Origin of the sequence: Tenuifilum sp. (assembly GCF_037481895.1) — a bacterium.
Classification (GTDB): domain Bacteria; phylum Bacteroidota; class Bacteroidia; order Bacteroidales; family Tenuifilaceae; genus Tenuifilum; species Tenuifilum osseticum.
Genome location: NZ_JBBFKU010000029.1, coordinates 23,227 through 46,601 on the forward strand (window position 1 = coordinate 23,227; position 23,375 = coordinate 46,601).

At 42.1% G+C, this 23,375-nt stretch carries 18 protein-coding genes; 11 read left to right on the plus strand and 7 right to left on the minus strand.

What is annotated here, in order from left to right:
• The first annotated feature begins 15 nt into the window (after positions 1-15).
• Positions 16-2,250: an inorganic phosphate transporter gene (locus tag WHS63_RS09535; protein WP_445204910.1), complete on the plus strand. Its 2,235-nt coding sequence runs from the start codon at positions 16-18 to the stop codon at positions 2,248-2,250.
• 141 nt (positions 2,251-2,391) lie between these two features.
• On the opposite strand, the gene WHS63_RS09540 is transcribed toward WHS63_RS09535, so the two are convergent.
• Positions 2,392-2,799, minus strand: a complete 408-nt coding sequence (locus tag WHS63_RS09540; RefSeq protein ID WP_445204911.1) for a bacteriohemerythrin — start codon at positions 2,797-2,799, stop codon at positions 2,392-2,394.
• 135 nt (positions 2,800-2,934) lie between these two features.
• Entirely contained in the window at positions 2,935-3,627 is a 693-nt protein-coding gene (locus WHS63_RS09545) for a response regulator transcription factor (protein WP_445204912.1), read from the minus strand.
• A 186-nt stretch (positions 3,628-3,813) separates the two neighbouring features.
• Here WHS63_RS09545 and WHS63_RS09550 point away from each other — a divergent pair, with 186 nt between their 5' ends.
• From WHS63_RS09550 to WHS63_RS09580, 7 genes are all read left to right on the plus strand, one after another.
• Positions 3,814-6,624, plus strand: a complete 2,811-nt coding sequence (locus WHS63_RS09550; RefSeq protein ID WP_445204913.1) for a carboxypeptidase-like regulatory domain-containing protein — start codon at positions 3,814-3,816, stop codon at positions 6,622-6,624.
• Between the two features lie 177 nt (positions 6,625-6,801).
• Complete coding sequence (locus WHS63_RS09555) at positions 6,802-7,143, plus strand: carboxypeptidase-like regulatory domain-containing protein (protein WP_445204914.1); 342 nt, start codon at positions 6,802-6,804, stop codon at positions 7,141-7,143.
• Positions 7,144-7,331: 188 nt separating this feature from the next.
• Entirely contained in the window at positions 7,332-8,675 is a 1,344-nt protein-coding gene (locus WHS63_RS09560; RefSeq protein ID WP_445204915.1) for a hypothetical protein, read from the plus strand.
• 100 nt (positions 8,676-8,775) lie between these two features.
• Entirely contained in the window at positions 8,776-9,234 is a 459-nt protein-coding gene (locus WHS63_RS09565) for a toxin-antitoxin system YwqK family antitoxin (RefSeq protein ID WP_445204916.1), read from the plus strand.
• Positions 9,235-9,322: 88 nt separating this feature from the next.
• Positions 9,323-10,120, plus strand: a complete 798-nt coding sequence (locus WHS63_RS09570) for an SDR family oxidoreductase (protein WP_445204917.1) — start codon at positions 9,323-9,325, stop codon at positions 10,118-10,120.
• Between the two features lie 5 nt (positions 10,121-10,125).
• Positions 10,126-11,202 carry a VOC family protein gene (locus WHS63_RS09575; protein ID WP_445204918.1) on the plus strand — a complete coding sequence of 359 codons (1,077 nt, stop codon included), beginning with the start codon at positions 10,126-10,128 and terminating at the stop codon, positions 11,200-11,202.
• A 522-nt stretch (positions 11,203-11,724) separates the two neighbouring features.
• On the plus strand, positions 11,725-13,896 hold the full coding sequence (locus WHS63_RS09580) for a CotH kinase family protein (protein ID WP_445204919.1): 2,172 nt from the start codon (positions 11,725-11,727) through the stop codon (positions 13,894-13,896).
• Between the two features lie 8 nt (positions 13,897-13,904).
• Here the strand turns inward: WHS63_RS09580 and WHS63_RS09585 are convergent, their stop codons facing one another.
• Both WHS63_RS09585 and prmC read right to left on the minus strand, forming a co-directional pair.
• On the minus strand, positions 13,905-14,396 hold the full coding sequence (locus WHS63_RS09585; RefSeq protein WP_445204920.1) for a regulatory protein RecX: 492 nt from the start codon (positions 14,394-14,396) through the stop codon (positions 13,905-13,907).
• Positions 14,393-15,283 carry a peptide chain release factor N(5)-glutamine methyltransferase gene (gene prmC, locus WHS63_RS09590; protein WP_445204921.1) on the minus strand — a complete coding sequence of 297 codons (891 nt, stop codon included), beginning with the start codon at positions 15,281-15,283 and terminating at the stop codon, positions 14,393-14,395. Before prmC ends, WHS63_RS09585 begins: the two co-directional genes overlap by 4 nt.
• A gap of 13 nt (positions 15,284-15,296) precedes the next feature.
• Between prmC and ribD the strand changes: the two genes are divergently transcribed.
• Complete coding sequence (gene ribD / locus WHS63_RS09595; RefSeq protein ID WP_445204922.1) at positions 15,297-16,379, plus strand: bifunctional diaminohydroxyphosphoribosylaminopyrimidine deaminase/5-amino-6-(5-phosphoribosylamino)uracil reductase RibD; 1,083 nt, start codon at positions 15,297-15,299, stop codon at positions 16,377-16,379.
• A gap of 101 nt (positions 16,380-16,480) precedes the next feature.
• On the opposite strand, the gene WHS63_RS09600 is transcribed toward ribD, so the two are convergent.
• From WHS63_RS09600 to dnaE, 3 genes are all read right to left on the minus strand, one after another.
• Positions 16,481-17,056 (minus strand): LOG family protein, encoded by a 576-nt coding sequence (locus WHS63_RS09600; RefSeq protein WP_445204923.1) that lies wholly within the window; start codon positions 17,054-17,056, stop codon positions 16,481-16,483.
• A 65-nt stretch (positions 17,057-17,121) separates the two neighbouring features.
• A complete protein-coding gene (gene trxA / locus WHS63_RS09605; RefSeq protein WP_369489720.1) occupies positions 17,122-17,439 on the minus strand; it encodes a thioredoxin in 318 nt (105 codons plus the stop codon).
• Positions 17,440-17,513: 74 nt separating this feature from the next.
• Positions 17,514-21,143, minus strand: a complete 3,630-nt coding sequence (gene dnaE, locus WHS63_RS09610; protein WP_445204924.1) for a DNA polymerase III subunit alpha — start codon at positions 21,141-21,143, stop codon at positions 17,514-17,516.
• Between the two features lie 425 nt (positions 21,144-21,568).
• Between dnaE and WHS63_RS09615 the strand changes: the two genes are divergently transcribed.
• Positions 21,569-22,648 carry a hypothetical protein gene (locus WHS63_RS09615; RefSeq protein ID WP_445204925.1) on the plus strand — a complete coding sequence of 360 codons (1,080 nt, stop codon included), beginning with the start codon at positions 21,569-21,571 and terminating at the stop codon, positions 22,646-22,648.
• A gap of 600 nt (positions 22,649-23,248) precedes the next feature.
• Positions 23,249-23,375: helix-turn-helix domain-containing protein (locus WHS63_RS09620; RefSeq protein ID WP_445204926.1), on the plus strand; the 127-nt coding region annotated here is incomplete at its 3' end.

The window sequence follows — 23,375 nt, forward strand, 5'->3', positions numbered from 1 at the left end:
TCAAACTATAATACAATGGAAACATACTATTTATTTATTGTAGGTATCCTTTTTCTACTGGCTGCATCGGACCTGATGGTAGGTGTGGCAAACGATGCTGTTAATTTCCTTAACTCAGCCATAGGGTCAAAAGTTGCCAAAAGGCATTGGATTCTGTTGGTTGCTTCGGCAGGGGTATTAGTAGGTTCAATATTTTCAAGCGGTATGATGGAAGTTGCCCGAAAGGGCGTATTCCGGCCGGAAAACTTCTACTTTACAGAGATGATGGTTATTTTCCTTGCCGTAATGATTACCGATGTTATTGTTCTCGACTTCTTTAATACCTTTGGACTACCCACCTCAACCACAGTTTCCCTTGTGTTTGAGCTTTTAGGTTCGGCAGTTGCTGTTTCCATTTTCAAGATAATGAATACCGAGGGTGAAACCATTTCAAACCTAGGAAATTACATAAATAGTGGTAAAGCCCTAGCAATTATTTCGGGGATATTGAGCTCAGTGGTTGTTGCCTTTGTAGTCGGAATGGTTGTTCAGTTCATTGCACGACTACTTTTCAGCTTTAACTACCAGAAAAACCTGAAATTTGTTGGTGGAATATGGGGTGGTATTGCCATGACAGCCATCTTCTATTTTATAGTAATGAAAGGCGTAAAAGATACTACCTTAATTTCCAAGGAAACCATAAACTATATATCAGATCATTCATTTAGCATAATACTTTACAGCTTTTTAGTTTGGATAGTAGTATTCCAACTTCTAATTAGCCTGTTCAAAATGAATGTACTAAGGTTTATTGTACTTATGGGTACTTTTGCCTTAGCATTATCGTTTGCCGGGAACGACCTTGTGAACTTTATTGGTGTTTCGATGGCTGGGTTAAAAGCTTACCAAATACATGCAGCAAACCCAGAAATTGCACCCGAAGCACTGAGGATGACTGAATTAGCTGGTGAGGTAAGCACTAACTCTATGTACCTATTCATTTCAGGCTTAATAATGGTAATTACCCTTTGGACATCGCGCAAAGCAAGAACAGTTACCGATACCGAAGTGGGCTTAGCCCGTCAGGATGCTGGTATGGAGCGGTTTGGAAGTACACAGCTTTCAAGAATAATTGTGCGAATAGCCCGTCGGTTTGCAGAGCATGTCGATAAAGTTACCCCCCGTTTTATCAGGAAATTTGTGGCTAAGCAGTTCGATACCACAAAAGCACCCCGATACTCTAACCCAAAGGATGCCCCATCGTTCGATTTAGTAAGAGCCTCCGTTAACCTTGTAATGGCAAGTATACTAATCAGTTCGGCTACTGCACTAAAGCTCCCTCTTTCAACCACCTACGTAACCTTTATGGTTGCTATGGGAACATCGCTGAGCGATAAAGCCTGGGGTCGCGAAAGCGCAGTTTATCGTATTACAGGAGTAATTACAGTTATTGCAGGATGGTTCTTTACTGCCTTTGTAACCTTTACAATTGCTTTTGGAATAGCTACCGCACTTTACTTTGGCAAAGCACCCGCACTTATAATTTTACTGGCTATAGCTATTGGTCTACTAATTAAATCACACGTGTTGCATAAGAAAAAGACCAAGCAATTGGCTGACGAGGAAATAGTTGATGAAGTTAGTATTGTAAACCGTTGCACCAATGAATTACGTAAATACCTAAAACAGTCAATAAAGGTTTACAATAGAACCATTGATGGGCTAACAACTGAGAACCGCCGGCAGCTTAAGGAGGTAAACGAGGAGGTGGAGGCCCTGAACATGGAAGCCAAAAAGTTAAAGTATAACGTATACTATGTACTCAAGCAGCTTGAAGCCGACTCAATTGAAACTGGTCATTACTACGTTCAGGTAATTGATTACCTGCGTGAACTTGCCCACTCCCTGGAGTTTGTCTCTCGCCCCAGCTTACAGCATGTTGAAAACCAACATAAGGGGTTAACCCGTGAGCAGGCTGCTGAGCTGAAGGATTTGAGCAACCAGCTTTCGGATCTTTTCGATGATATTCTGGAAATGATTAAGCAGAACGATTACACCCGCGTTCCCGATGCTATCAAAAAGCAGCAGGATATACTTGAAGATCTTAACAAAATACGCAAGAAACAGGTAAAACGTATTAAACAGGGTGAAACAGGAACTCGCAATAGCGTGCTTTACTTAGGCCTACTCAATGAGATTAAGAACCTGCTTTTACATACAATTAACATCCTGAAAGCTCAACGGGACTTTATTCTAAACAATATCGAGTAGTTGTTCATTTTATAATGCTAAGAAATAATATCATTATATCATTATAATAGAAATGACACAGGTTTTGTGGATTGAACTACAATTAATTCAAGACCATAAAACCTGTGTCAACCGTTTTAAAATGGAAATAAATTGTATTTACTAGACTACACCGTGTTTCTTTAAATGATCTTCGTAGGCCTTATCGCTTTTGGCAATGTGATTCTTTAACCAATCGCTCAGGAAACCAAGTACATCTGGAGCAACCATACCTTTGTTTGACGCAACATCCTTTTTAAGCTCTGCTACTTTCTGCTTGAAGTACTGATGCTCCTTAATATGCTGAAGAGCAAACGGGTAGTTAGTTACCCTAAAATACGACTCCTCTCTCCCAAAATGAAAAACAGCATACCTTTCCAGCTCTGAAATAATATCATTTAATATTTCTTTTCCTTTTCCCTTTGTCATTGACTCAAAAAGGAGGTTGAGTAAATCGAAGAGTTTTTGGTGATCCTCATCAATACTTTTAACACCAACACTATACTCGGGTTTCCAAATTGCTATTTGCATATTAATGGTTACAAAAATTGAACTATCAAATTAAAAAAAATATTTTTTCAAAATATATCTTTACAAACAATACTCCACTTGGTTTTAGGGTAATTTTACATTTTTTGGGCAAATAATATACAACATCAACCTGATTTACGAAGTAAACTTGTAACCAACCCCCTTTACAGTTTTAATGTAGTCGTCACCAAGTTTTTCGCGTAGCTTGCGGATATGAACATCAATAGTTCTATCGCCAACCACAATGTCGTCGCCCCAAACGGCCTGGTAAATTTCATCGCGGGTGAAAACCTTTTGGGGTTTGCTGTAAAGCAAAGCAAGTAGCTCAAACTCCTTTTTTGGGAGCGATAGCTCATTCCCATTAACATAAACGGAATAGCGTTCCTTATCTATATAAATTCCTTCGGCTGGTATAGTATCAGGGCTTTCAGCATCATCAATGAGGGTGCCGCTTCGTTTTAGTAAAGCCTTTATTCTGCTTATCAACACTTTGGGCTTAATTGGCTTGGTGATGTAATCGTCGCCCCCAGCATCGAATCCTGCAATTTGGCTGTAGTCCTCGCTGCGCGCTGTAAGGAAAGCAATTAAAGTATTTGAAGTTGATGGCTGTTTACGAAACTGTTCACAGGTTTCAATTCCATCCATGTCTGGCATCATTACGTCAAGGAGTATTAGGTGTGGTCGGAAATCGATAGCCCTTTCGATGGCCTCACGGCCATTGGAGGCAGTTTGAATCTGAAACCCCTCCTTTTTAAGGTTATAGCTAAGGAACTCTACAATGTCGGGTTCATCATCAACAATCAGGATTCTATACCGTGATACATTCATTCCTTTAAATTTTTGATTTTACAAATATAAAAAGCTTAGCATGTGTTTAAAGTTAACTCAAAGTTAACTTTTATACAAAAGGGGTTAGGGTTAGATTAACAAAACGGTAACGTGGAATTAAAATCTATGCCATTTAATGTGGCTTACTTTGTAGCTGTAAAAAAAGTAGGAAATACTAAACAAACTATGGTGAATACTAATAATAAGATTATATTGCTTTTGCTTTCAGGTTTTTTTGTTGTTTTTGAGGCCTGGGCACAAAAAGGATCAATTGAAGGTGTGGTTTACGACAGGTCGCACAACGAGACCCTTGTGGGTGCCAATGTAATAATTGAGGGTACCACTACCGGTACAATTACCGATTTTGATGGTAGGTTTACCTTGACAAATCTTAATCCGGGAACTTACAATGTTCTGGTTTCTTTTATCTCCTACCAACCCGTAATTTTGAATAACATTAAAGTTGAACCTAATAAAAGTACAGTAGTAAAAGTTGAGCTTGAAGAAATAACTACTGCTATTGAAGGGGTTACTGTAACAGCCGCACGTAAAACAAACACTGAGGTTGCCATGTTAAGCACCATAAAGGCAAGTCTTACTGTGGCAAGCGGAATATCGGCACAGCAAATTACCCGTTCTCAGGATCGCGATGCATCGGAGGTTATACGCCGTGTCCCCGGAGTTTCAATTATTGACGACAGGTTTGTTGTGGTGCGAGGCCTAAACCAGCGTTATAACAACGCCTGGATAAACAATGCTTCAACTCCCTCCAGCGAAGCCGATCAAAAAGCTTTTTCCTTCGATGTTATTCCAAGTGCCATGATTGACAACATGGTGATTTACAAAAGCCCTTCGCCAGAACTACCAGCGGACTTTACGGGTGGGTTTATTAAAATCTCTACGAAAAATATGCCCGATGAAAACTTTCTTAGCATTGGTTATGCAACTGGATTCAACACTAGCACAAGCTATGGCAATTTTAAACAGATAACCAAAAGCAAAACCGATTGGCTGGGCTTTGATGACGGTACAAGGAATTTACCTGCCGACTTTCCATCAACACTTAAAGGCTTAACAAACTCACAGCTAGCAGGATTAGGGCAGAAATTAAACACCAGTTGGGCGCCCCAAAGTGTACAAGCAGTACCTGACCAAAAGTTCAACCTTTCCTTTGGAAGAAAATGGCAGAAAGGGAATAAACGCTTGGGTAACATTACTTCACTTTCCTATAGCAACACCTTTGAGACTGAGGAAGTCAATCATAGTGAATACCAGGTGCAGTTAGAGCCTGGCCAGACCCCTCCCTTTAACCATAACTACACCGATAGCATATTTACCCGAAAAGTAAAAATTGGCTTGCTTCACAACTGGTCGTTTTTCACTGGTAAAGGGAGTAAAATTGAATTTCGTAACCTTTTTAACCTAATTGGTAAAAGCAATGCAATAATCCGAAATGGGCTAAATGGGCATGAAGGATTTACCATTCGTTCCTACCAGGATAACTTTCAAAACCGAACAACCTACTCAACCCAGCTTGGTGGAGAGCACCGCTGGGGCGACAATCAAAAGAATAAATTAGATTGGGTTACAGGCTATGCTCTTTCATACAGGAACGAGCCTGACCTGAAGCAGCTCCGCACTACCCTGCAGGATGAACCCCTTATTCCGCACTACAATGAGTATTATGCATCAGTTGGGATTACCCCCTCAGTAAGCGATGCGGGTAGGGTTTACATGAAGCTTGTTGAGCATATTGCCAGTTTAGGAGTCAACTACGAAAGAAAATTAATAATAGGGAATTGGGAACCTACCCTAAAAACCGGTACTTACGGGGAATTTAAGGCACGCAGTTTTGACGCACGCATTCTGGGATTTGCCAAAAATTCATCGTACACCGAATCGGTTTGGTTACCTATCGATCAGATTTTTAGTGTGGAAAACATCAATACAAGCCCCGATGGGTTTTTGCTCAGAGAGTCAACCTCAAAATCAGACTCATACAACGTTTCATCCATTTTGGGATCAGCATACATAGCCCTTAACACAAATATTACCAAAAAATTATCATTTTATGGGGGACTTAGGGCGGAAAGGATGAACCAGATACTGAACAGTTACGACCGTTACGGTAGGCCAGTTAAAGTTGAGGATGATGGCATTGATATTTTCCCATCAGCAAATATTACCTATAACTTTAACGAAAAAAACCTTATCAGGCTGGCAGCAGGTATCTCTATAAACCGTCCTGAATACCGCGAAATTGCCCCATTCTACTTCTATAACTTTACCGATGAAGCTGAATTTGTGGGGAACACAAACCTTAAGAACTGCCTCATTCATAACTACGACTTACGCTGGGAACTTTATCCCAATACCGGCGAAACCTTTTCAGTAGGGCTTTTTTATAAAAAGTTTAATGGCCCAATTGAACTTGTATTTAAACCAGCTGGCGCTCGACCCCTCTTCACATACAATAATGCTGAAGGGGCCTATAGCTTTGGTGTAGAAGTTGACCTTCGCAAGTCCCTGCAAGCCATTCCAATGCTTAAAGATTTTTACATGGTCTTGAATGCGTCGTATATACATAGTAAGGTTATTTTCCCTGAAGGAAGTATTTTCAGGAATAGACCCATGCAGGGCCAATCCCCATACGTGGTTAATGCTGGTATTTTCTACCAGAACGATAAAAACAACCTAAGCGTTTCCGTGCAGTACAATGTTATAGGTGATAGAATTCTGGCGGTTGGAATTCCTTTCCAGAACCAGGACCAGGATATTCCTGATTACTACGAAAAGCACCAACATTTAGTTGACATAACAGTATCGAAAGAGTTTGGTAAAAAGGTTGAAATTAAAGCAGGCGTAAAAAATCTTTTAAACCAAAAGTATAACACATACCAGCCTTTCATAGGTTCAAACAACAACGATTTGATTATGAACAACAAACTATACGAGCAGGGTATAACATTTTCCCTTGGTGCCAATCTTAGGTTTTAGTGTAGGTTTTAATCACCAGTGCCGGATGTTTAGATTAGTTTTAACATCCGGCTTTTCTTTTTCCCAGCATGATTTATACAATTTACATAAACTTAACATACAAATCATTTTAGGGTAATAATGAGGCAATATTGGAGTATTTACTTTGCAGTAGTTAAATGAGAAAACCATAAAGCAATGAAAAAAATACTGTCAGTTTTAATAGTTAGCATGTTGGCACTAAACCTTATAGCTGCTAACGAAGATGCTAAAAAGGAATCGGCTGAAGCTACTTCCAACATGGTTAGCACCATTAGTGGAAAGGTAGTCGATAAAACAACAGGCGAGGCTCTGGCCGGTGTAGCGGTTAAGCTTGATGAGAATACAGTTGTTTATACCGATTTTGAGGGTAACTTTACAATAAACCTCACTCAGCCTAAGGTAAAATTATGTGTTAGTTTGATATCGTATGCACCTGCTGAGGTTGAGGTGAAAAAAAGTTCAAAGGAGGTAAAGATTGAGTTAAACACAGTTGAGTAGAATTTAGTAGTTAACATAACATACTAAACCAGAGTCGGATGCCCTAATCCGGCTCTTTTTTTTTCACCTTAACCTTAATGTAACAAACTGCTAATGTAAAGCTAAGCTCACCTTAACGTTAAAGTTCGATTTGCTGGATACTTTTGGATTGTGAAAAAGAAATAAACTAACCTTTAAATACTAATTGTATGAATCGGAAAAAAAGTAATTTGTTATTAATTGCAGTAGCCCTATTAGGCTTAGTGGTAACATCGTGCGATAAGAACGACGACGATACCCCCAAAGGAACCAAAAAAACCGTATCGGGTGAAATTTCACAAAACACCCTTTGGGAAGCAAAGGACACCATTATTCTCGATGGCTATGTGTATGTTAAATCAGGAGCAACCCTAACCATTGAACCAGGCACACTGATAAAAGGGTTAAGCGACTCAAAGGCATGCCTCATTGTAGAACGTGGAGCTAGAATTGTGGCAAACGGAACAGCTGAAAAACCCATTGTTTTCACAAGCGATAAGCCAGCAGGAGAACGTAAACCTGGCGACTGGGCAGGGATAATCATTTGCGGTAAAGCCCCTATTAACCAAACCGGGGGTGAAGCAGAAATTGAAGGTGGAACCGGTGCGGTATACGGTGGAACCGACCCTAACGATAACTCAGGTATACTAAGGTATGTACGTATTGAGTTTGCCGGCTATGAAGTATCCAATGGTAACGAAATTAATGGTTTAACCATGGGCGGCGTAGGCCGAGGAACTACCATTGAGTATGTACAGGTTTCATTCGGTCGCGATGATTCATTCGAATGGTTTGGCGGAACAGTAAATGCTAAATACTTGATTTCCTACCGCGGTGGCGACGACGACTTTGATACCGATAATGGTTTCAGCGGTAATGTGCAGTTCGCTTTAATACTTCGTGGTCCGGAAGAAGCCGATAAGAGCGATGCTTCCAACGGTTTTGAATCGGATAACGATGCTAACGGTTCATCAAATAGTCCTCTTACTTCAGCAAAGTTTAGCAACATTACAATTCTTGGCCCTTATGCCACTAAAACACAAGCCAACGTAAATCCCAACCATAAATTCGGCTTAAGGTTACGCCGTAATACCCGTTTGAACCTATACAACTCCATTATAGCTGGTTTTAATACTGGTATTTCTCTTGAAGGACCATCGATGGAACTATACAATGCTGCCAGTGGTCCCGAAATCAAAAATTGTTTAATGGCTGGTATGGTAAAGAACTTTAATGCCAAAACCGATGGAACAAGCTTAACACAGGCGCAATACGAAACCATGTTTAATGCAGGTAACAATACCCTTTATGCTGAAAACACCGAACTTCAACTTACGAATGCCTGGAACTGGGGGAATGTAAACGCTATGCCACAAAGCGGTTCACCTGCATTAACCGGTGCTTCGTTTACCGGACTCACAGGATTTGAGACAGTTACTTTCCGCGGTGCTTTTGGAACCCAAAACTGGGCTCAGGGATGGACCAACTGGGATCCTGTTAATACCAATTACTAGTGCTTTTATTTCATAAAATCAATAAACTTCCCGATATTCGGGAAGTTTTTTTGCACCTTTTTTGAAGTAATTTTCGTAAAATAAGTCTAAAATGCACATTATGAAATTATTTTTAGCGTTACTCATCTCATTAACTTCGCTGGTTAACTTTGCCCAAACCAATGTTGTTGAACGCGAGGGTAGATATTATGATAGTAACGGGAAATTGTATTCCGGTCGCTACACCTCCTATTATGACAATGGAAACATTAAAGTTGAAGCCTTAATCACCAACGGACTACCCGATGGCGAAATGAAACTATTCTACCCAACCGGAAAAATTCAGGAAATTAGGACCTACAGCCTTGGTGAAAAGAATGGCCGATGGGAGAAATGGAACGAAATGGGCATAAAGGTTTCCGAAGCAAACTTTGTGAAGGGTAAAAAACATGGGAAATGGTATGTTTGGGACGATAGCGGCACTCTCCGATACGATATGACCTATACCAATGGCGAAAAAAGCGGTACCTGGATCATTTATGACGAAAACGGTAAGGAAACCTCACGGAAAGAATACTAGGTTCTCAGAATTAACTTTGTAAAAAAGTGTTACATTTGACATCAAAATTTTTGGGCATACACAAGCTCAAAGAATAATTTGATGTTTGATGATTTCATTTAAAAACCGACTTGTTTGGATAACTGGTGCCTCATCGGGCATAGGAAAGGAATTGGCTTTACAACTCGCTGAAGAAGGGGCTCATCTGATTATCTCGTCGAACGATGCCCAGGAGTTAAGCCATGTGGCCGATGAGTGCCGTGAGTTCACCTCGTTCTGCCAGGAATATCCTTTTGACCTTTCCAGTCCCCTGGAGGTAAAAAACACTGCTGAAACCATTATTAATACTTATGGTCAGATATACCTGCTAATCAATAACGGTGGCATAAGCCAACGTTCACTTGTGAAAGACACACCTGTAGAAATCGACCGTAAAATTATGGAGATAGATTTCTTCTCCTACGTAATACTCACTAAAACGGTTCTTCCAGGAATGATTGAGGCAGGTGAGGGTTTTATAGCAGCCACAAGCAGCATTTCGGGTAAATTCGGTTTTCCATTGAGGTCCTCGTATGCAGCAGCAAAACACGCCATTCAGGGTTTCTTTGAAACCCTCCGTGCGGAAATGAAACCCCACAACATTTCTGTTACCATTGCCTACCCCGGTCGTATTCAAACAAACATCTCGCTCAGAGCTATTGATCAGAATGGAAAAGAACATGGCAAAATGGATCCGGGGCAGCAGAACGGGTTAAGCGCAAAGGAATGTGCCCGACAGTACATTAAAGCCATAAAGAAACGCAAACCTGAGGTTTTTATAGGTAAAAGCGAGATTTTAATGGTGCACATTAAGCGCCTTTTCCCAAGCATCTTTTTCAGAATTGTAACAAAAATCAAACCTACATAAACACTATGTCGAAAATTATATACGGTATCCAACAGGTTGGGATAGGGGTATCAAACCTCTCCGAGGCATGGAAATGGTACAAGGAGCATCTGGGTTTTGATATTCGAATTTTTGAGGATAATACTGTGGCTGAGCTTATGCTCCCCTATACGGGTGGGCAACCTCAACAGCGCCACGCTGCCCTTGCTCTAAACATGCAAGGTGGAGGTGGATTGGAAATATGGCAGTATAAGGGACGAACTCCACTTATGCCAGAATTTCAGGTATTGCTTGGCGATAAAGGGATTTTTGCTGCAAAAATCAAATGTCCCAATGTAAAAAAAGCCTATGAGTACTTTGAAAACATGGGGGTTCCTGTTAGCCAGCTTGCGGTAAATCCAAATGGCGATGAGCATTTTTTCATTAAAGATCCATTTGGTAATTTCTTTGAAATATACAGCCACGGCTACATTTTCAAGGACGAGAAAAAGCCTGTTTCTGGGGTTGGTGGAGCAATTATTGGCGTTAGCGATATTGAAAACGCCCTTAAGGTTTACCGTGATATCCTGGGATACGATACCGTTTTATACGACAAATCAGGAAATTTTGATGATGTAGCAGAACTCCCCGGAGGCAAGGGAAACTTCCGTAGAATGCTACTCACCCACTCCGAAAACCGAAAAGGCAGCTTCAGCAATTTCTTTGGTAAATCGGAAATAGAACTGGTTCAGGCACTCGATCGCGAACCCAACAAAATATTTAAAAACCGTTTCTGGGGCGATTTAGGGTTTATTCACCTGTGTTTTGACATGAAAAACATGAACGACCTGGAAAATGAATGCGTAGCTAAGGGGTTCCCATTCACTGTAAACTCCAATGTAAAACACAACGAAAAGGGGAGCTTTGACATGGGTGAAGCAGCCGGTCATTTCTCATACATTGAGGATCCCGATGGGACTCTCATTGAATTTGTTGAAACTCACCGTCTACCTCTCATTAAGCCCCTGGGCATACAGCTTAATATGGATAAACGCGACCCACATAAACCAATTCCTAATTGGATTACAAAGCTGTTAAGCCTAAAAAGAGTAAAGAATTTGTAGAAATATAAGGCTACCCTCAAGGTAGCCTTAACTTTTATTCCTTTTGTTGTTTTTAGTAAACAACACACTTTTGCCAGCATGAATAATTGCAAAATTTTTAAACAGAGATTAGTGAATAGAAACACAAAAAAAACATGTAAATAGCTTGTTTCTATTGGCTTATAGAGGCAATCCCGACTCTAAAAATATTCCTGCGTCCATTATTTTATTAGCCCGGTTGAATTTGTTAATTCAAAATACTTTGCCTTAGCTGTTCACTTTTAACTATTCCTCTAACTTCCTCTAACTCCATCATATTCTGCCTATTCCGCCTCATTCCCGCCTAAAATCACACATTTAACTTTTCACTTTTCACAATTCCTCTAACTTCCTCTAACTCCATCATATTCTGTCTATACCGATTCATTCCTCCTCATTCCATTAACAATGTTTCTATCTTCCCATTTTTTAGCTACATCATTTCTTTCATAGCAACTATTGGCTTAATCCTTTTTGTATTTTTGAGGGTTAAGTTTTTGTTAAATGCGCATAAATTCTATTCTTTCAATTTTCCTTTTGGTACAGAGTGCCTATTCTCAAACCATTAATCACTGGGAAACAGCCATTTTTGCCAGCGATACCTGGCGGTATAGGGTAAACCAAACCACAACCCCAACAGGATGGACACTACACAGCTTTGATGATAGTCAATGGCCTCAAGGGCCCGGTGGCTTTGGGTACGGCGATAACGACGATGCCACAGTTGTTCCCAGCTGCATATCGGTAAGCATCAGAACTACCTTTATTGTTTCCGATATTGATGAAATAGCAATGGCCGTGCTAAGTGTGGATTACGACGATGCCTTTATTGCATGGATTAATCGAGTTGAAGTTGCACGCTCGGCAGGTTTACAGGGAGTAAACGTAAACTGGGATACACCATCATCGGAAAATAGAGAGGCTATGATGTACACCGGTGGAAATCCCACCGATTTTTTGATAAAAAAGGATGTTCTGAGCAGCGCACTAAGGAGCGGTTTGAATGTTTTGGCCATAGAGGTTCACAACACGGGTATCAATTCATCGGATTTGAGTATCATTCCTTTTTTATCGTTTGGTATAACGGTGAATAACACTTACTATCGCCCTACACCGGAGTGGTTTAACCCACCCGTAACCTCGCTTAGCAGCAATTTGCCCATTGTGATTATTGATACCCAAGGCCAAGCCATTCAATCCGACAACGAAATAGTGGCAACCATGAAAGTTGTTGATAAGCAAAGCCCCCCTAACAGTATAGCCGATAACGATTTTACCTACAATGGCACTATTCATCTTGAGTACCGTGGCCAATCGTCGCTTTGGAACGACTGGCCAAAGAAAAGCTACAATGTGGAGCTAATTAACGCACTGGGCGAAAACATTGACTCTGCCCTGATGGGAATGCCCCCCGGCAACGACTGGGCACTTTACGGGCCTTACAACGATAAATCGCTCATTCGTAACGCTCTTGCATACGAAATTGGTAGCCGCATGGGGCGCTATGCCCCCAGAACGGCTTTCTGTGAGCTAATCCTCAACGAACAGTATGCCGGCCTATACCTTCTTATTGAGAAAGTTCGTCGCGATAAAAACCGCGTGAATATTGCTAAACTTACCCAAAACGACATTTCAGGCGATGATTTAACTGGTGGCTACATAGTTAAAATTGATAAGGGTGATTTTGATGAGTTCGGTTGGGCATCGCCCTATACACACAACGGAAAGCCCATTAACTTCCTTTGGCACTACCCTAAACCAGAGAATATCCTACCGGTTCAAAAGAATTATATCCGCAACTACATCACCACCTTTGAGAATACCCTAAACTCATCGTACTGGAACGACCCTTTCCTTGGCTACTACCGCTACGTTAATATGGCATCGGCTGTTGATTACTTTTTGGTTAATGAATTAACGAAAAACATTGATGCCTACCGCATAAGTACTTTCCTGCACAAGGATAAGGATAGTAAGGGAGGAAAGTTAACCTTTGGCCCAATGTGGGATTACGACCTTACCTTTGGCAATGCCAACTATTACAGTGGCGACTCGCCACAGGGTTGGGTTTTCAAATCGATTAGCACCGACGATTACTACCAACCTCCCTTTTGGTGGGATAAGTTTACCACCGACGATAAGTTCAACAATATGGCTCGATGCCGATGGGAAGAGCTTAAAAGTAGTGGATTACTAACCCGTACCGGTGTACATGCCATTATCGACAGCATGACAACGCTAATACAAGATGCCAGAATACGAAACTACAATACCTTCAACTCCCTTGGTGTGTGGGTTTGGCCTAATGCATTTGTTGGAAGTACGTACGAGCAAGAGGTCAACTACCTGAAAAATTTCGTGTCCAGCCGGTTGCTTTGGCTTGATGCTAACCTGCCCGGGGTATGCAAGGACGAGCCTAACCCAATTATGATCTCAGCAATACCCAATCCGTTCAACGAATACTTTGACCTAAGGGTAATACTACCCGAAGCAGGTCAAATCACCCTAAAACTTACATCCATTTCCGGATCAGTGGTTTGGCAAATGAGCGAAAATGCAACCCTAACGTCGTTTGTGTACCGATATCAGGCCCAGGATTTGCAGAAAGGGATTTACATACTCACAGCATACCTCAATGGTAAGTATCTTGGTGCGGTTAAGGTGATTAAGGGCTAATAAGGTTTTTACTCCTCAGCTCCAAGCAAACGGTTAACCGTATCAATCACTTCGTCCAGGGCAAAGCCCCGCGAAGCGCCAAACCGAATAAGCTTATTACGCAAGTCGAACCTGTTTTTAGCCTTTACCTGGGGCATTTTCTTGTTAAGGAGGTCAAAAAGATTAATCGGATTTTCGGCATAGCTAAGCTCATTAAGGGCCTGATCGATTATATCCTTTGCAATACCCTTTGAAGCAAGCATTGCTCTAAGCTTTATTGGTCCCCATTTGTTTATTCGGCTTTTTTCCCTAACGTAAAGCCGGGCAAAGCGGTTATCGTCCACATACCCATCGGATGAGAGCTTGCCAACAATTTTATCAATTTCTGCTTGAGCAAAACCCCACTGCTTAAGCTTTTGCACCAAATCGTGAGTGCATTTCTCCTGTCGGGCACAAAGGTATTGTAAGCGCTCCATGGCCTTTTGGGGAGTTAACGCTTTATGGTTTTCGCCTTTAATCATGGGTTACACTTATGGGCTTTTACAAATCGGGGTTTGCCTCTAAAATCGTCAATCAGCAAAACATTACCAAATCCTAATGATTTTAAAAGGTTAACAATCTCTGAACCGAGAGCCTCATTAATCTCAAACCAAAGCCAGCCCATAGTTTCCAAACACCTAACGGAGTGTAGGGCTATTGCTCGGTAGAACTTTAAGGGGTCGGAATTGGGGACAAACAGAGCAATATGCGGCTCATAGTCCAGTACATTCCTGTTCATCAGCTCCTTTTCCGAATCCCTAACGTAGGGCGGATTGCTAACAATGATATCGAAGGTATAACCGTCGAGCACTGTGGGTTGTAAAATATCACCCTGGAAAAAATTCACATTCAAATTATTTGATTTTGCATTCTGCTGCGCCACATCAAGGGCATCGGTGGAAATATCGATTGCGGTAACGCTTGCTTCGGGAATATGCTTTGCCAAAGCAAGGGCAATACAACCGCTTCCTGTTCCTACATCAAGAATTCTTGGGGCAACAATCCTATTCTCCTTCACAATTAACGACACCAGCTCTTCGGTTTCGGGGCGCGGAATAAGAACCGAGGGGGTAACCTTTAAAACCAAGTCGGAAAAGTAAGCCAAACCAATGGCGTATTGCAATGGCTTACCGCTTACGAGTTCGGAAATGATTCGTTCAACCTCCTGAACATCCTCGTGCTTAACCTCATGATGCTTGTTTATAAACACCTGATGGTATGGAACATGTAACACCGCCTCTGCTATGTACTTTTTTATGGTGTGTAGTTCGTTTTCATTGAAACTTCCACTAAGGCTCCTGGAAACATGATTAAGTAAACCGCTAAGGGTGATATGCTCCATAAAATTGCTTAACTTTGTGTAAAACAAAATTACATTTTTTATGGAGAATGCCGATGTTCACCGTAAATACATGGCCCGATGCCTTGAACTTGCCTTGGGTGGGCAGGGTAATGTTGCCCCAAATCCTATGGTTGGTGCCGTTATTGTTCATAATAACCAAATAATTGGAGAGGGTTTTCACGCCATGTACGGGCAAGCCCATGCTGAGGTGAATGCAATTAATTCGGTTCAAAACAAGGAGTTACTCAAAGAATCAACACTATACGTTTCGCTTGAGCCATGCTCACATTACGGCAAAACCCCACCCTGCACCGACAGGATTGTTGAATACGAAATTCCCCGCGTGGTGATTGCCACCACCGACCCTAACCCCAAGGTAGCCGGAAGAGGGATTGAGATACTCAGACAAAACAGCAAGGAAGTTATAGTAGGTGTACTTGAGAACGAGGCCATTGAACTTAATAGGCGTTTTATTACCTTCCATACCAAGAACCGACCCTATGTAATTTTGAAATGGGCTCAAACCATGGATGGTTTCATTGATAAAAAGAGGGAGCCCAATGAACCTGTAGGCTCAAACTGGATAACCAATGAGCTGGCACGTTCACTTGTTCACCGCTGGCGCAGCGAGGAACAGGCTGTGCTTGTTGGAACTAACACGGTGGAAAAGGATAATCCCCAGCTTAACGTACGGAACTGGAGTGGTCGTTCACCAATACGCGTGGTTATTGACCGCAAGCTGCGCTTGCCCCTTAACTCCAATGTGTTTGATGGAAGCCAGCCAACCCTGCTTGTTACCGGAAACAATAGTAGCGCATTGGCGCGAAAAACTGAATTTTCAGGAATCGATAACCTTGAGATTATAACCATTGACTTTGTAAAAGGCGTAGAGGCTCAAATACTCAAGGAATTAGCAGAAAGGGAAATACTTTCAGTAATAATTGAGGGCGGAGCAATGCTACTCAACAGCTTTATACAGAAAAACCTTTGGGACGAAGCCCGAATGTTTGTGGGCAATAAGTTCTTTGGCGAAGGGGTTAAAGCCCCTACCCTCAAGGGTAAAATGGTATCGTACGATGAAATTGGCGATAGCAGGCTGTTTGTGTATAGGAACGAGTTGTAATGAATAACGACATTAAGTGTTAGTTAAGTGCACTAAATACAACAGAACAATGAGTTTATCTAAAAGGAGAAATTATATTACGGAATCATTGATTTAACTATTTATACCGCTGCAAAGTTAATTGCATCGGAATCCCAATGGGGAGCATTTAGTATTGCCGGTATTACTTCCTCCGGATTATCAACAAACTGCCAGATGGCATTATGCTCATCACGCATGAATCGTTCATCAATCATCTTTTGGAGCATCTCCTTAAGGTGGTAGTAAAAGTTGTCAGTGTTCAGTATTACAATAGGTTTGGTAAACTTACCAAGCCGTTTAAGGGTTATGACCTCCATGAGTTCCTCAAGTGTTCCACAACCGCCAGGCAGGGCTACAACCGCATCAACATCCTGAATAAGCAGCTTTTTACGCTCATGCATATCCTTAACCAGTATGAGCTGGGTAAGGTTCTTATGCCCCCACTCCACCTTCTCCATGAAACGGGGTAAAACGCCAATTACTTTACCACCATGCTCTAAAGCGGTATCGGCAATGCAGCCCATAAGCCCATGGGAGCCGCCACCGTAAACAATTGTTACATTTTTGGCCACAAGGTCCTTGGCTAAAACTTTAGTCGCCTCAAAGTACTTGGCATCTACCTTTGAGCTGGAAGCGCAGTAAACACAAACTCGCATAGCTATCAAATTAAAAAAACTAAAGCCGGGTAAAGCACACCCGGCTTATATGGTGATTGAAATACTTACAGTAATGCCTCGAGCTTAGCAACAAGAGCGCTCTTGGGTACAGCACCTACCTGTTTATCGACCATTTGCCCGTTCTTAAAGAATAAAACGGTAGGAATATTGCGAATACCATAGCGTGCGGCAATGCCTGGGTTGCTGTCAACGTCAACCTTTGCTACCACTGCCTTATCCTTATACTCCTCAGCCATTTGCTCAACGTAAGGAGCAATCATACGGCAGGGCCCACACCATTCAGCCCAAAAATCAACCATTGCGGGTTTTCCGGAGTTGAGCACAAGCTCATCAAAATTTGCGTCGGTTACTGCTAATGCCATAGTTTATATGTTTTAAGTTAGATTTGTCGATATCAAAACAATTACAAATTTAAACCAAAATTTTGATAAAAGGTTTACTCCATGGCAACTTTGTAGTTAATCTCGCTATCGTTAAGGTAATCAATAAAATCCTGAGTTATGTTTACGCGGTAAGCCCTGGAGAACAAATCCACAGCAACCTGGTACTCCGGATCGTAAACCTTAAATTTTAGTGTGATATTAGCCTTATCGCGTTGCACATACTTCAAAATATCGTCAATAAAAATATCGTTTATCTCATCGAGTGGAAGGTTAAGCGTAATGCTCTTTATCATCTTTTCACGCACATCGTATAGCATGTTAATTGACTTGATGTGTAGCTCAAGCTCCTCGGGCTTATAGGTTTTGGGCTGAACCTTACCCCTTACCATGATGTAGTAGCCGTTAAAGCAAAAGTTCCGGTAGTTCTCAAAGTCCTTACCAAAGAGCATGATATCTATGGAATCGGTGTAATCTTCAAGGGTTATGCGCCCATACTGTTTCCCATTTTTAGCTGTATCGATTCGCGAGGCTATGGTCATGCCGGCAATGGTTACATCCCTGTCGCGATACTGCTCCATGTTGGCCTTAAGGTCGGCAATGGACACATTGCAAAGGCTTTCAATTTCAAAACGGAACTCATCGAGCGGGTGGGCTGAAAGGTAAATACCTATCACCTCCTTTTCCTTGTTCAGCTTTTCAATGGTTGGCCAGGGGTCTGCCTTGGGCGGTGCAGGTTTAGGAACCTCAAAGCCGGGAACCGACCCAAAAAGCGATTGCTGGGTACTATTCTTTTCCGATTGTACCTTAATCCCGTAGCGCATTAGCTGCTCAAGGTACGATACACCCTTAGCATCAACTGCCAATAGTACACTGCGGTCAAAATCGATAAGATTATCAAAGGCGCCGGCAACTGCAAGAACCTCAAGATTCTTCTTATTTACAGTTTGTAGGTTTACCCGTTCAAAGAAATCGAAAATATTCTTGTACTTACCCCCTTTTTCTCTAATTTCAATGATGTTTTGCGCTGCATTCTCACCCATCCCTTTAATAGCGCCTAAACCAAAGCGGATATCGCCGTTTGGCATAACGGCAAACTTAATCTGACTCTCATTCACATCGGGACCAAGTACCTGAATACCCATGCGGCGGCACTCGTCCATAAAAGTGGTAATCTTTTTGATATCGGAAAGGTTACGGCTAAGCACAGCAGCCATGAACTGGCTTGGGAAGTGTGCCTTTAGGTAAGCGGTTTGGTAGGCAACGTATGCGTAGCAGGTTGAGTGCGACTTGTTAAACGCATACTCAGCAAACGATTCCCAGTCGGACCATATTTTTTCAACAATCTTTTTATCGTATCCTTTATTAAGGCAACCCTCAACAAATTTCTCCTTAAGCTCATCCATCACCTTTTTGAGCTTTTTACCCATTGCCTTACGCAGGGCGTCGGCCTGACCCTTTGAAAAGCCTGCAAGCTTTTGCGACAAAAGCATCACCTGCTCCTGGTAAACGGTGATGCCATAGGTATCCTTAAGCACCTCCTCCATCTCGGGGATGTCGTAAACAATAGGTTCACGGCCGTGCTTTCGGTTAACAAAGCTAGGAATGTAATCCATGGGGCCCGGGCGGTAAAGGGCGTTCATGGCTATAAGATCCTCAAAGCGGTTGGGCTGCAGGGCGCGCATGTACTTTTTCATCCCGGGCGACTCGAACTGGAAGATGGCAGTGGTTTCGCCTCGCGAGAAAAGTTCAAAGGTTTTAGTATCGTCAAGCGGTATGGAGTCGATATCAACCTTTTTGCCTGTTGATTGCTCAATAAGCTGAAGGGTATCCTTAATTATGGACAGGGTTTTCAACCCAAGGAAGTCCATTTTGAGCAAACCTATATCCTCCACCTGGGTGCCTTCGTACTGGGTAACAAATAGCTTTGCATCGGAGTTTGTGCAGAGCGGAATGTATTCCTCAAGGTCATCGCGGCCAATGATAATACCGCAGGCGTGCACTCCGGTTTGGCGCACAGTACCCTCTAAAACCTGAGCGTGCCTAAGGGTTTGACGAATTAACGGGTTGTCGGATTTGGTCTCCTTTTCAAGCTCAGGCACCTCCTCAAATGCTTTTTTTAGGGTGATATTTGGGCGCTCAGGAACCATTTTGGCCAACCTGTCGGCAACCGGCAGTTCCACTTCAAGGGTTCGGGCCACGTCCTTGATGGACGATTTGGCAGCCATTGTACCAAAGGTTACAATATGCGCCACGCGCTTGGCTCCATACTTGTTGACAACATACTGCAATACATCCTCGCGCCCGTCTTCATCAAAGTCGATATCGATATCGGGCATTGAAACACGTTCCGGGTTTAGGAAACGCTCAAACAGCAGGTCGTACTTAATGGGGTCGATATCGGTAATGCGCAAGCAGTAGGCCACTGCTGAACCGGCAGCGGAACCCCTACCGGGCCCAACTGATACCCCCATATCGCGAGCAGCCTTAATAAAGTCCCAAACTATAAGGAAGTAGCTGGGGTATCCCATTCGGGCAATTACTCCCAGCTCAAACTCCAGACGTTCAACAATGGTATCGCTTAGGTTCTCGCCCCAACGTTGCTTTGCCCCTTCGTAGGTGAGGTGGCGAAGGTAATCGTTATCGTCAGTAAACCCATCGGGTAAGGGGAAATAAGGCATAATAGGTTTACTGGATATATCGTAAACCTCAACCTTGTGGTAAATTTCCATGGTATTGCTTATGGCCTCGGGACAGTTGGGAAAGAGTTCCAGCATCTCCTCCTCGCTTTTCAGGTACTCCTGAAAGGTGTAGCGCATTCGGTTGGTTTCGCTTAGCTTTTTACCGGTGTTGAGGCAAATAAGTATATCGTGAGCTGATGCATCGTCGGCCAACACAAAATGCACATCGTTGGTTGCAATGCACTTAACTCCCGTCTTTTTCGATAGCTCAATAAGCGCCTCGTTTACCTTTAGCTGGTTCTCGTAAACCTCATAATCGATACGGGGCTCACCCGACTTATGCAGCATGAGTTCTAGGTAAAAATCGTCGCCAAAAATCTCCTTATACTCATATATGAGCCTTTCGGCCTCATTGATATTACCATTCAGGATGGCCTGAGGAATTTCGCCTCCCAAACAAGCGCTTGAGGCAATAATTCCCTTGCTGTACTTGCGCAGCAACTCCTTATCGATACGGGGTTTGTAGTAAAAACCCTCGGTATAGCCATAGCTAACCAATTTCATAAGGTTATGGTAACCCTCCTTGTTCTTGGCAAGCAGAATAAGGTGGTAGTTATGCCTATCCTCTTTATCGGTTCTGTCGAATCGGCTTTTTTTGGCAATGTATGTTTCACAGCCAACAATGGGCTTAAAAAGCTTGGCTTGTGCCTCCTTAAGCTTCAACCTAAGCTCCTCCAACCCGGCAGGGTTACCTCCGCCACGTTCAATTTCACCTTCGGCGTTCTCAATATCGCACTTAAGCTGTTTTATTTCATCGTTTACCTTGCCGTTTACCTTGCTTACCTTTGATAGGAACTCCTTTACCCCAAACATGTTACCATGGTCAGTAAGGGCAATACCGGGCATTCCCAGCTCCAGGGCACGTGAAATTAGCTTGTCAATACTCGATGCCCCATCGAGGATTGAGTAATGGCTATGAACATGAAGATGAACAAACTGGCCCATTTACTTATGTATTGAATTAATATCTACCTGATTACTTGCAAAGTAGCACTTAAACCTTACATGCGAAGTTAACCAAATAACCCCACTTACCCGTGAATGGAAAAGTGTAATTATTGAATTTTTATCAACAATTTTATGCAGTTAAACTCATATTACTAAGTATCAATAAAAAAATGGTTGAAAAAGAAGAAATATTAGTAACCAAGTGTGAAAAACAGCTAAATTGATGACGTTTTATAAAGGCATTTCATGTTCTACCTTCTCAATTATTATTGACCTTTAATAAAAAACACCATGAAACACCCATGTAAGGCAACTTGTACAAACACAAATGAACAACTATGGGTGTTCCATCCGCTCGATAAAGTTTGTTGAAAACAAGAGAGTAACGAGTTTGTAATTAATAATTTAAATATTTTGTACGGATGAAAAAGTTTGTTTTTTTTCTACTCCTGATGTTTGCAATTACGATGCAACTCTCAGCCAGCTCTAATGATACAATACCAGCCTTTATTGGGATTTGGTATACTCCTAAAATGAACTGGTATGTAAATTTCACTCAGCATAAGGCCATAGGTAAACCCCTTGAGGTTGATTTCAACACCTCATCGATGATGAGCGTTGAGGGGAACTTTGGCATACGGCGTATTGGTTTGCGGCTGGGTTTAAATGCGCAGTTCGAAAATAACGCAATTAGCAAAGCATACCGTTGGGGGGGATATCTTGGGTTCAAGGGCTACTGGTTGAAGATTCAACGCTCCAACATCTCTGGTACGCTATACTGGACAGGCGAATTGCCACCAGGCGATTTCAGGAGCCAAACCAGCTTTGATAACCCTTACTTCAACATCGATATCCTGAAAACTTTCAGGAAGAAAATATATATTGATGGGAAATGGGTACTTGATGTTGATGGAAACAATGCGGGATTTTACTGGGGAATTGGGTATACCTCCATGGGGTTCCCCGTAGAGATTGCCACGCTAACCACCGAGGGCAACTTCCCTGACGACCTAAAGTTTGGCAAGCCTGCATACGACTCGCTCTATAAAATCAGATCGTTCAACCTAAGTGGTGGTTTTGATTTGCTAAGGCAGCTATGCCAGGTTGGAGGCCGATATGGTCTGATACCAGGCCAACCTCCAATGAAACTGGCAGTTTATGCATCAACTGAGGACAGGATTGGTTTTGGGCCCGGTAAGCTTACCTCAAGAAGTATACAAATGGCTGAAGCCCTGAATCCAGGACGCACGGTTACCTCTTCATCGTTTTTTAATGTGAATGTGCACTACTTCCTCTCGGTAGGGTTACGGTATTACATTAAATCGGGGCCATCGCTAATAGTTTTTGCAGCAGGATACGACTTTGAGGGAACCGCGTTTACACCCTTTGGCGCAAACACACGGAAAAAGGAAGATTTGGGGCTGGATTTTGCAGGTGTTCTGCTAAACCACGGATTTACCTTTAAAATGTACATAGCTTTTGATAGGCGTTGGAACGACTAGGAATAAAGTAGTGTGCAGTGTGCAGTGTACAGTGTGCAGCGTACAGAGGAGATTGTGGTTAGTGTTTGGTGTTTAGTGTTTGGTGTTTGGTTAATTTAACCTGCGTAACTCTATTAAATCAGCGTAATCTGCGTTCTATTAATCTCAATTTCAATCATTAACAAACAACTTCATGTGTTAGGGAAAATGGTAAACAAAAAATTAAAAGTCCTTTTGATGATTTGTGAAAATATTTTACTTTTGTTTAAATAAACCTTACAAAAAATACGGTTATACACCCTAAATAGATGTATATAATTACTTTTGGTACGGTTATAAACGAGTTACAAGCAAGCCGAGAAAAAAGACAACGACAGAAAGACAATGAAATTTTTGCTGCATAAAGACAAAGAAGAAAAAAGGAAAATGCCACCGCACAAAAGCAAGAGTGTGGCTGCCCTTCACTGCAACCGTCTCTTCGCAGCCACACACATGCTTTTCTTGCCGAACCGCCTATTGATAATAAACTGTTGAAAAATAATTGAAATTTTCGGCGCCCAATGGATAAAAAATGTATTACTTTGACAAAATTAGTCAACACGAAAAATGTCAACACTAGGAATGAAATTAAGAGAATTGAGAGAGCAATCAGGATTGTCCTTGCGAAAAGCTGCAATGCAAGCAGATATTGATGTCGCGTTATTGAGCAAAATGGAACGTGGAGAGAGAAAATTCTCGAAAGAACTGG

Bases quoted from the DNA above. Each gene is read 5' to 3' on its own strand.
- WHS63_RS09550 (WP_445204913.1), top strand. From the start codon at position 3,814: ATGGTGAATACTAATAATAAGATTATATTGCTTTTGCTTTCAGGTTTT.
- WHS63_RS09615 (WP_445204925.1), top strand. From the start codon at position 21,569: ATGAAAAAGTTTGTTTTTTTTCTACTCCTGATGTTTGCAATTACGATG.
- WHS63_RS09565 (WP_445204916.1), top strand. From the start codon at position 8,776: ATGAAATTATTTTTAGCGTTACTCATCTCATTAACTTCGCTGGTTAAC.
- WHS63_RS09545 (WP_445204912.1), bottom strand. From the start codon at position 3,627: ATGAATGTATCACGGTATAGAATCCTGATTGTTGATGATGAACCCGAC.
- trxA (WP_369489720.1), bottom strand. From the start codon at position 17,439: ATGGCATTAGCAGTAACCGACGCAAATTTTGATGAGCTTGTGCTCAAC.
- dnaE (WP_445204924.1), bottom strand. From the start codon at position 21,143: ATGGGCCAGTTTGTTCATCTTCATGTTCATAGCCATTACTCAATCCTC.
- WHS63_RS09575 (WP_445204918.1), top strand. From the start codon at position 10,126: ATGTCGAAAATTATATACGGTATCCAACAGGTTGGGATAGGGGTATCA.
- WHS63_RS09560 (WP_445204915.1), top strand. From the start codon at position 7,332: ATGAATCGGAAAAAAAGTAATTTGTTATTAATTGCAGTAGCCCTATTA.
- WHS63_RS09580 (WP_445204919.1), top strand. From the start codon at position 11,725: ATGCGCATAAATTCTATTCTTTCAATTTTCCTTTTGGTACAGAGTGCC.
- ribD (WP_445204922.1), top strand. From the start codon at position 15,297: ATGGAGAATGCCGATGTTCACCGTAAATACATGGCCCGATGCCTTGAA.
- WHS63_RS09535 (WP_445204910.1), top strand. From the start codon at position 16: ATGGAAACATACTATTTATTTATTGTAGGTATCCTTTTTCTACTGGCT.
- WHS63_RS09555 (WP_445204914.1), top strand. From the start codon at position 6,802: ATGAAAAAAATACTGTCAGTTTTAATAGTTAGCATGTTGGCACTAAAC.
- WHS63_RS09585 (WP_445204920.1), bottom strand. From the start codon at position 14,396: ATGATTAAAGGCGAAAACCATAAAGCGTTAACTCCCCAAAAGGCCATG.
- WHS63_RS09570 (WP_445204917.1), top strand. From the start codon at position 9,323: ATGATTTCATTTAAAAACCGACTTGTTTGGATAACTGGTGCCTCATCG.
- WHS63_RS09540 (WP_445204911.1), bottom strand. From the start codon at position 2,799: ATGCAAATAGCAATTTGGAAACCCGAGTATAGTGTTGGTGTTAAAAGT.
- WHS63_RS09600 (WP_445204923.1), bottom strand. From the start codon at position 17,056: ATGCGAGTTTGTGTTTACTGCGCTTCCAGCTCAAAGGTAGATGCCAAG.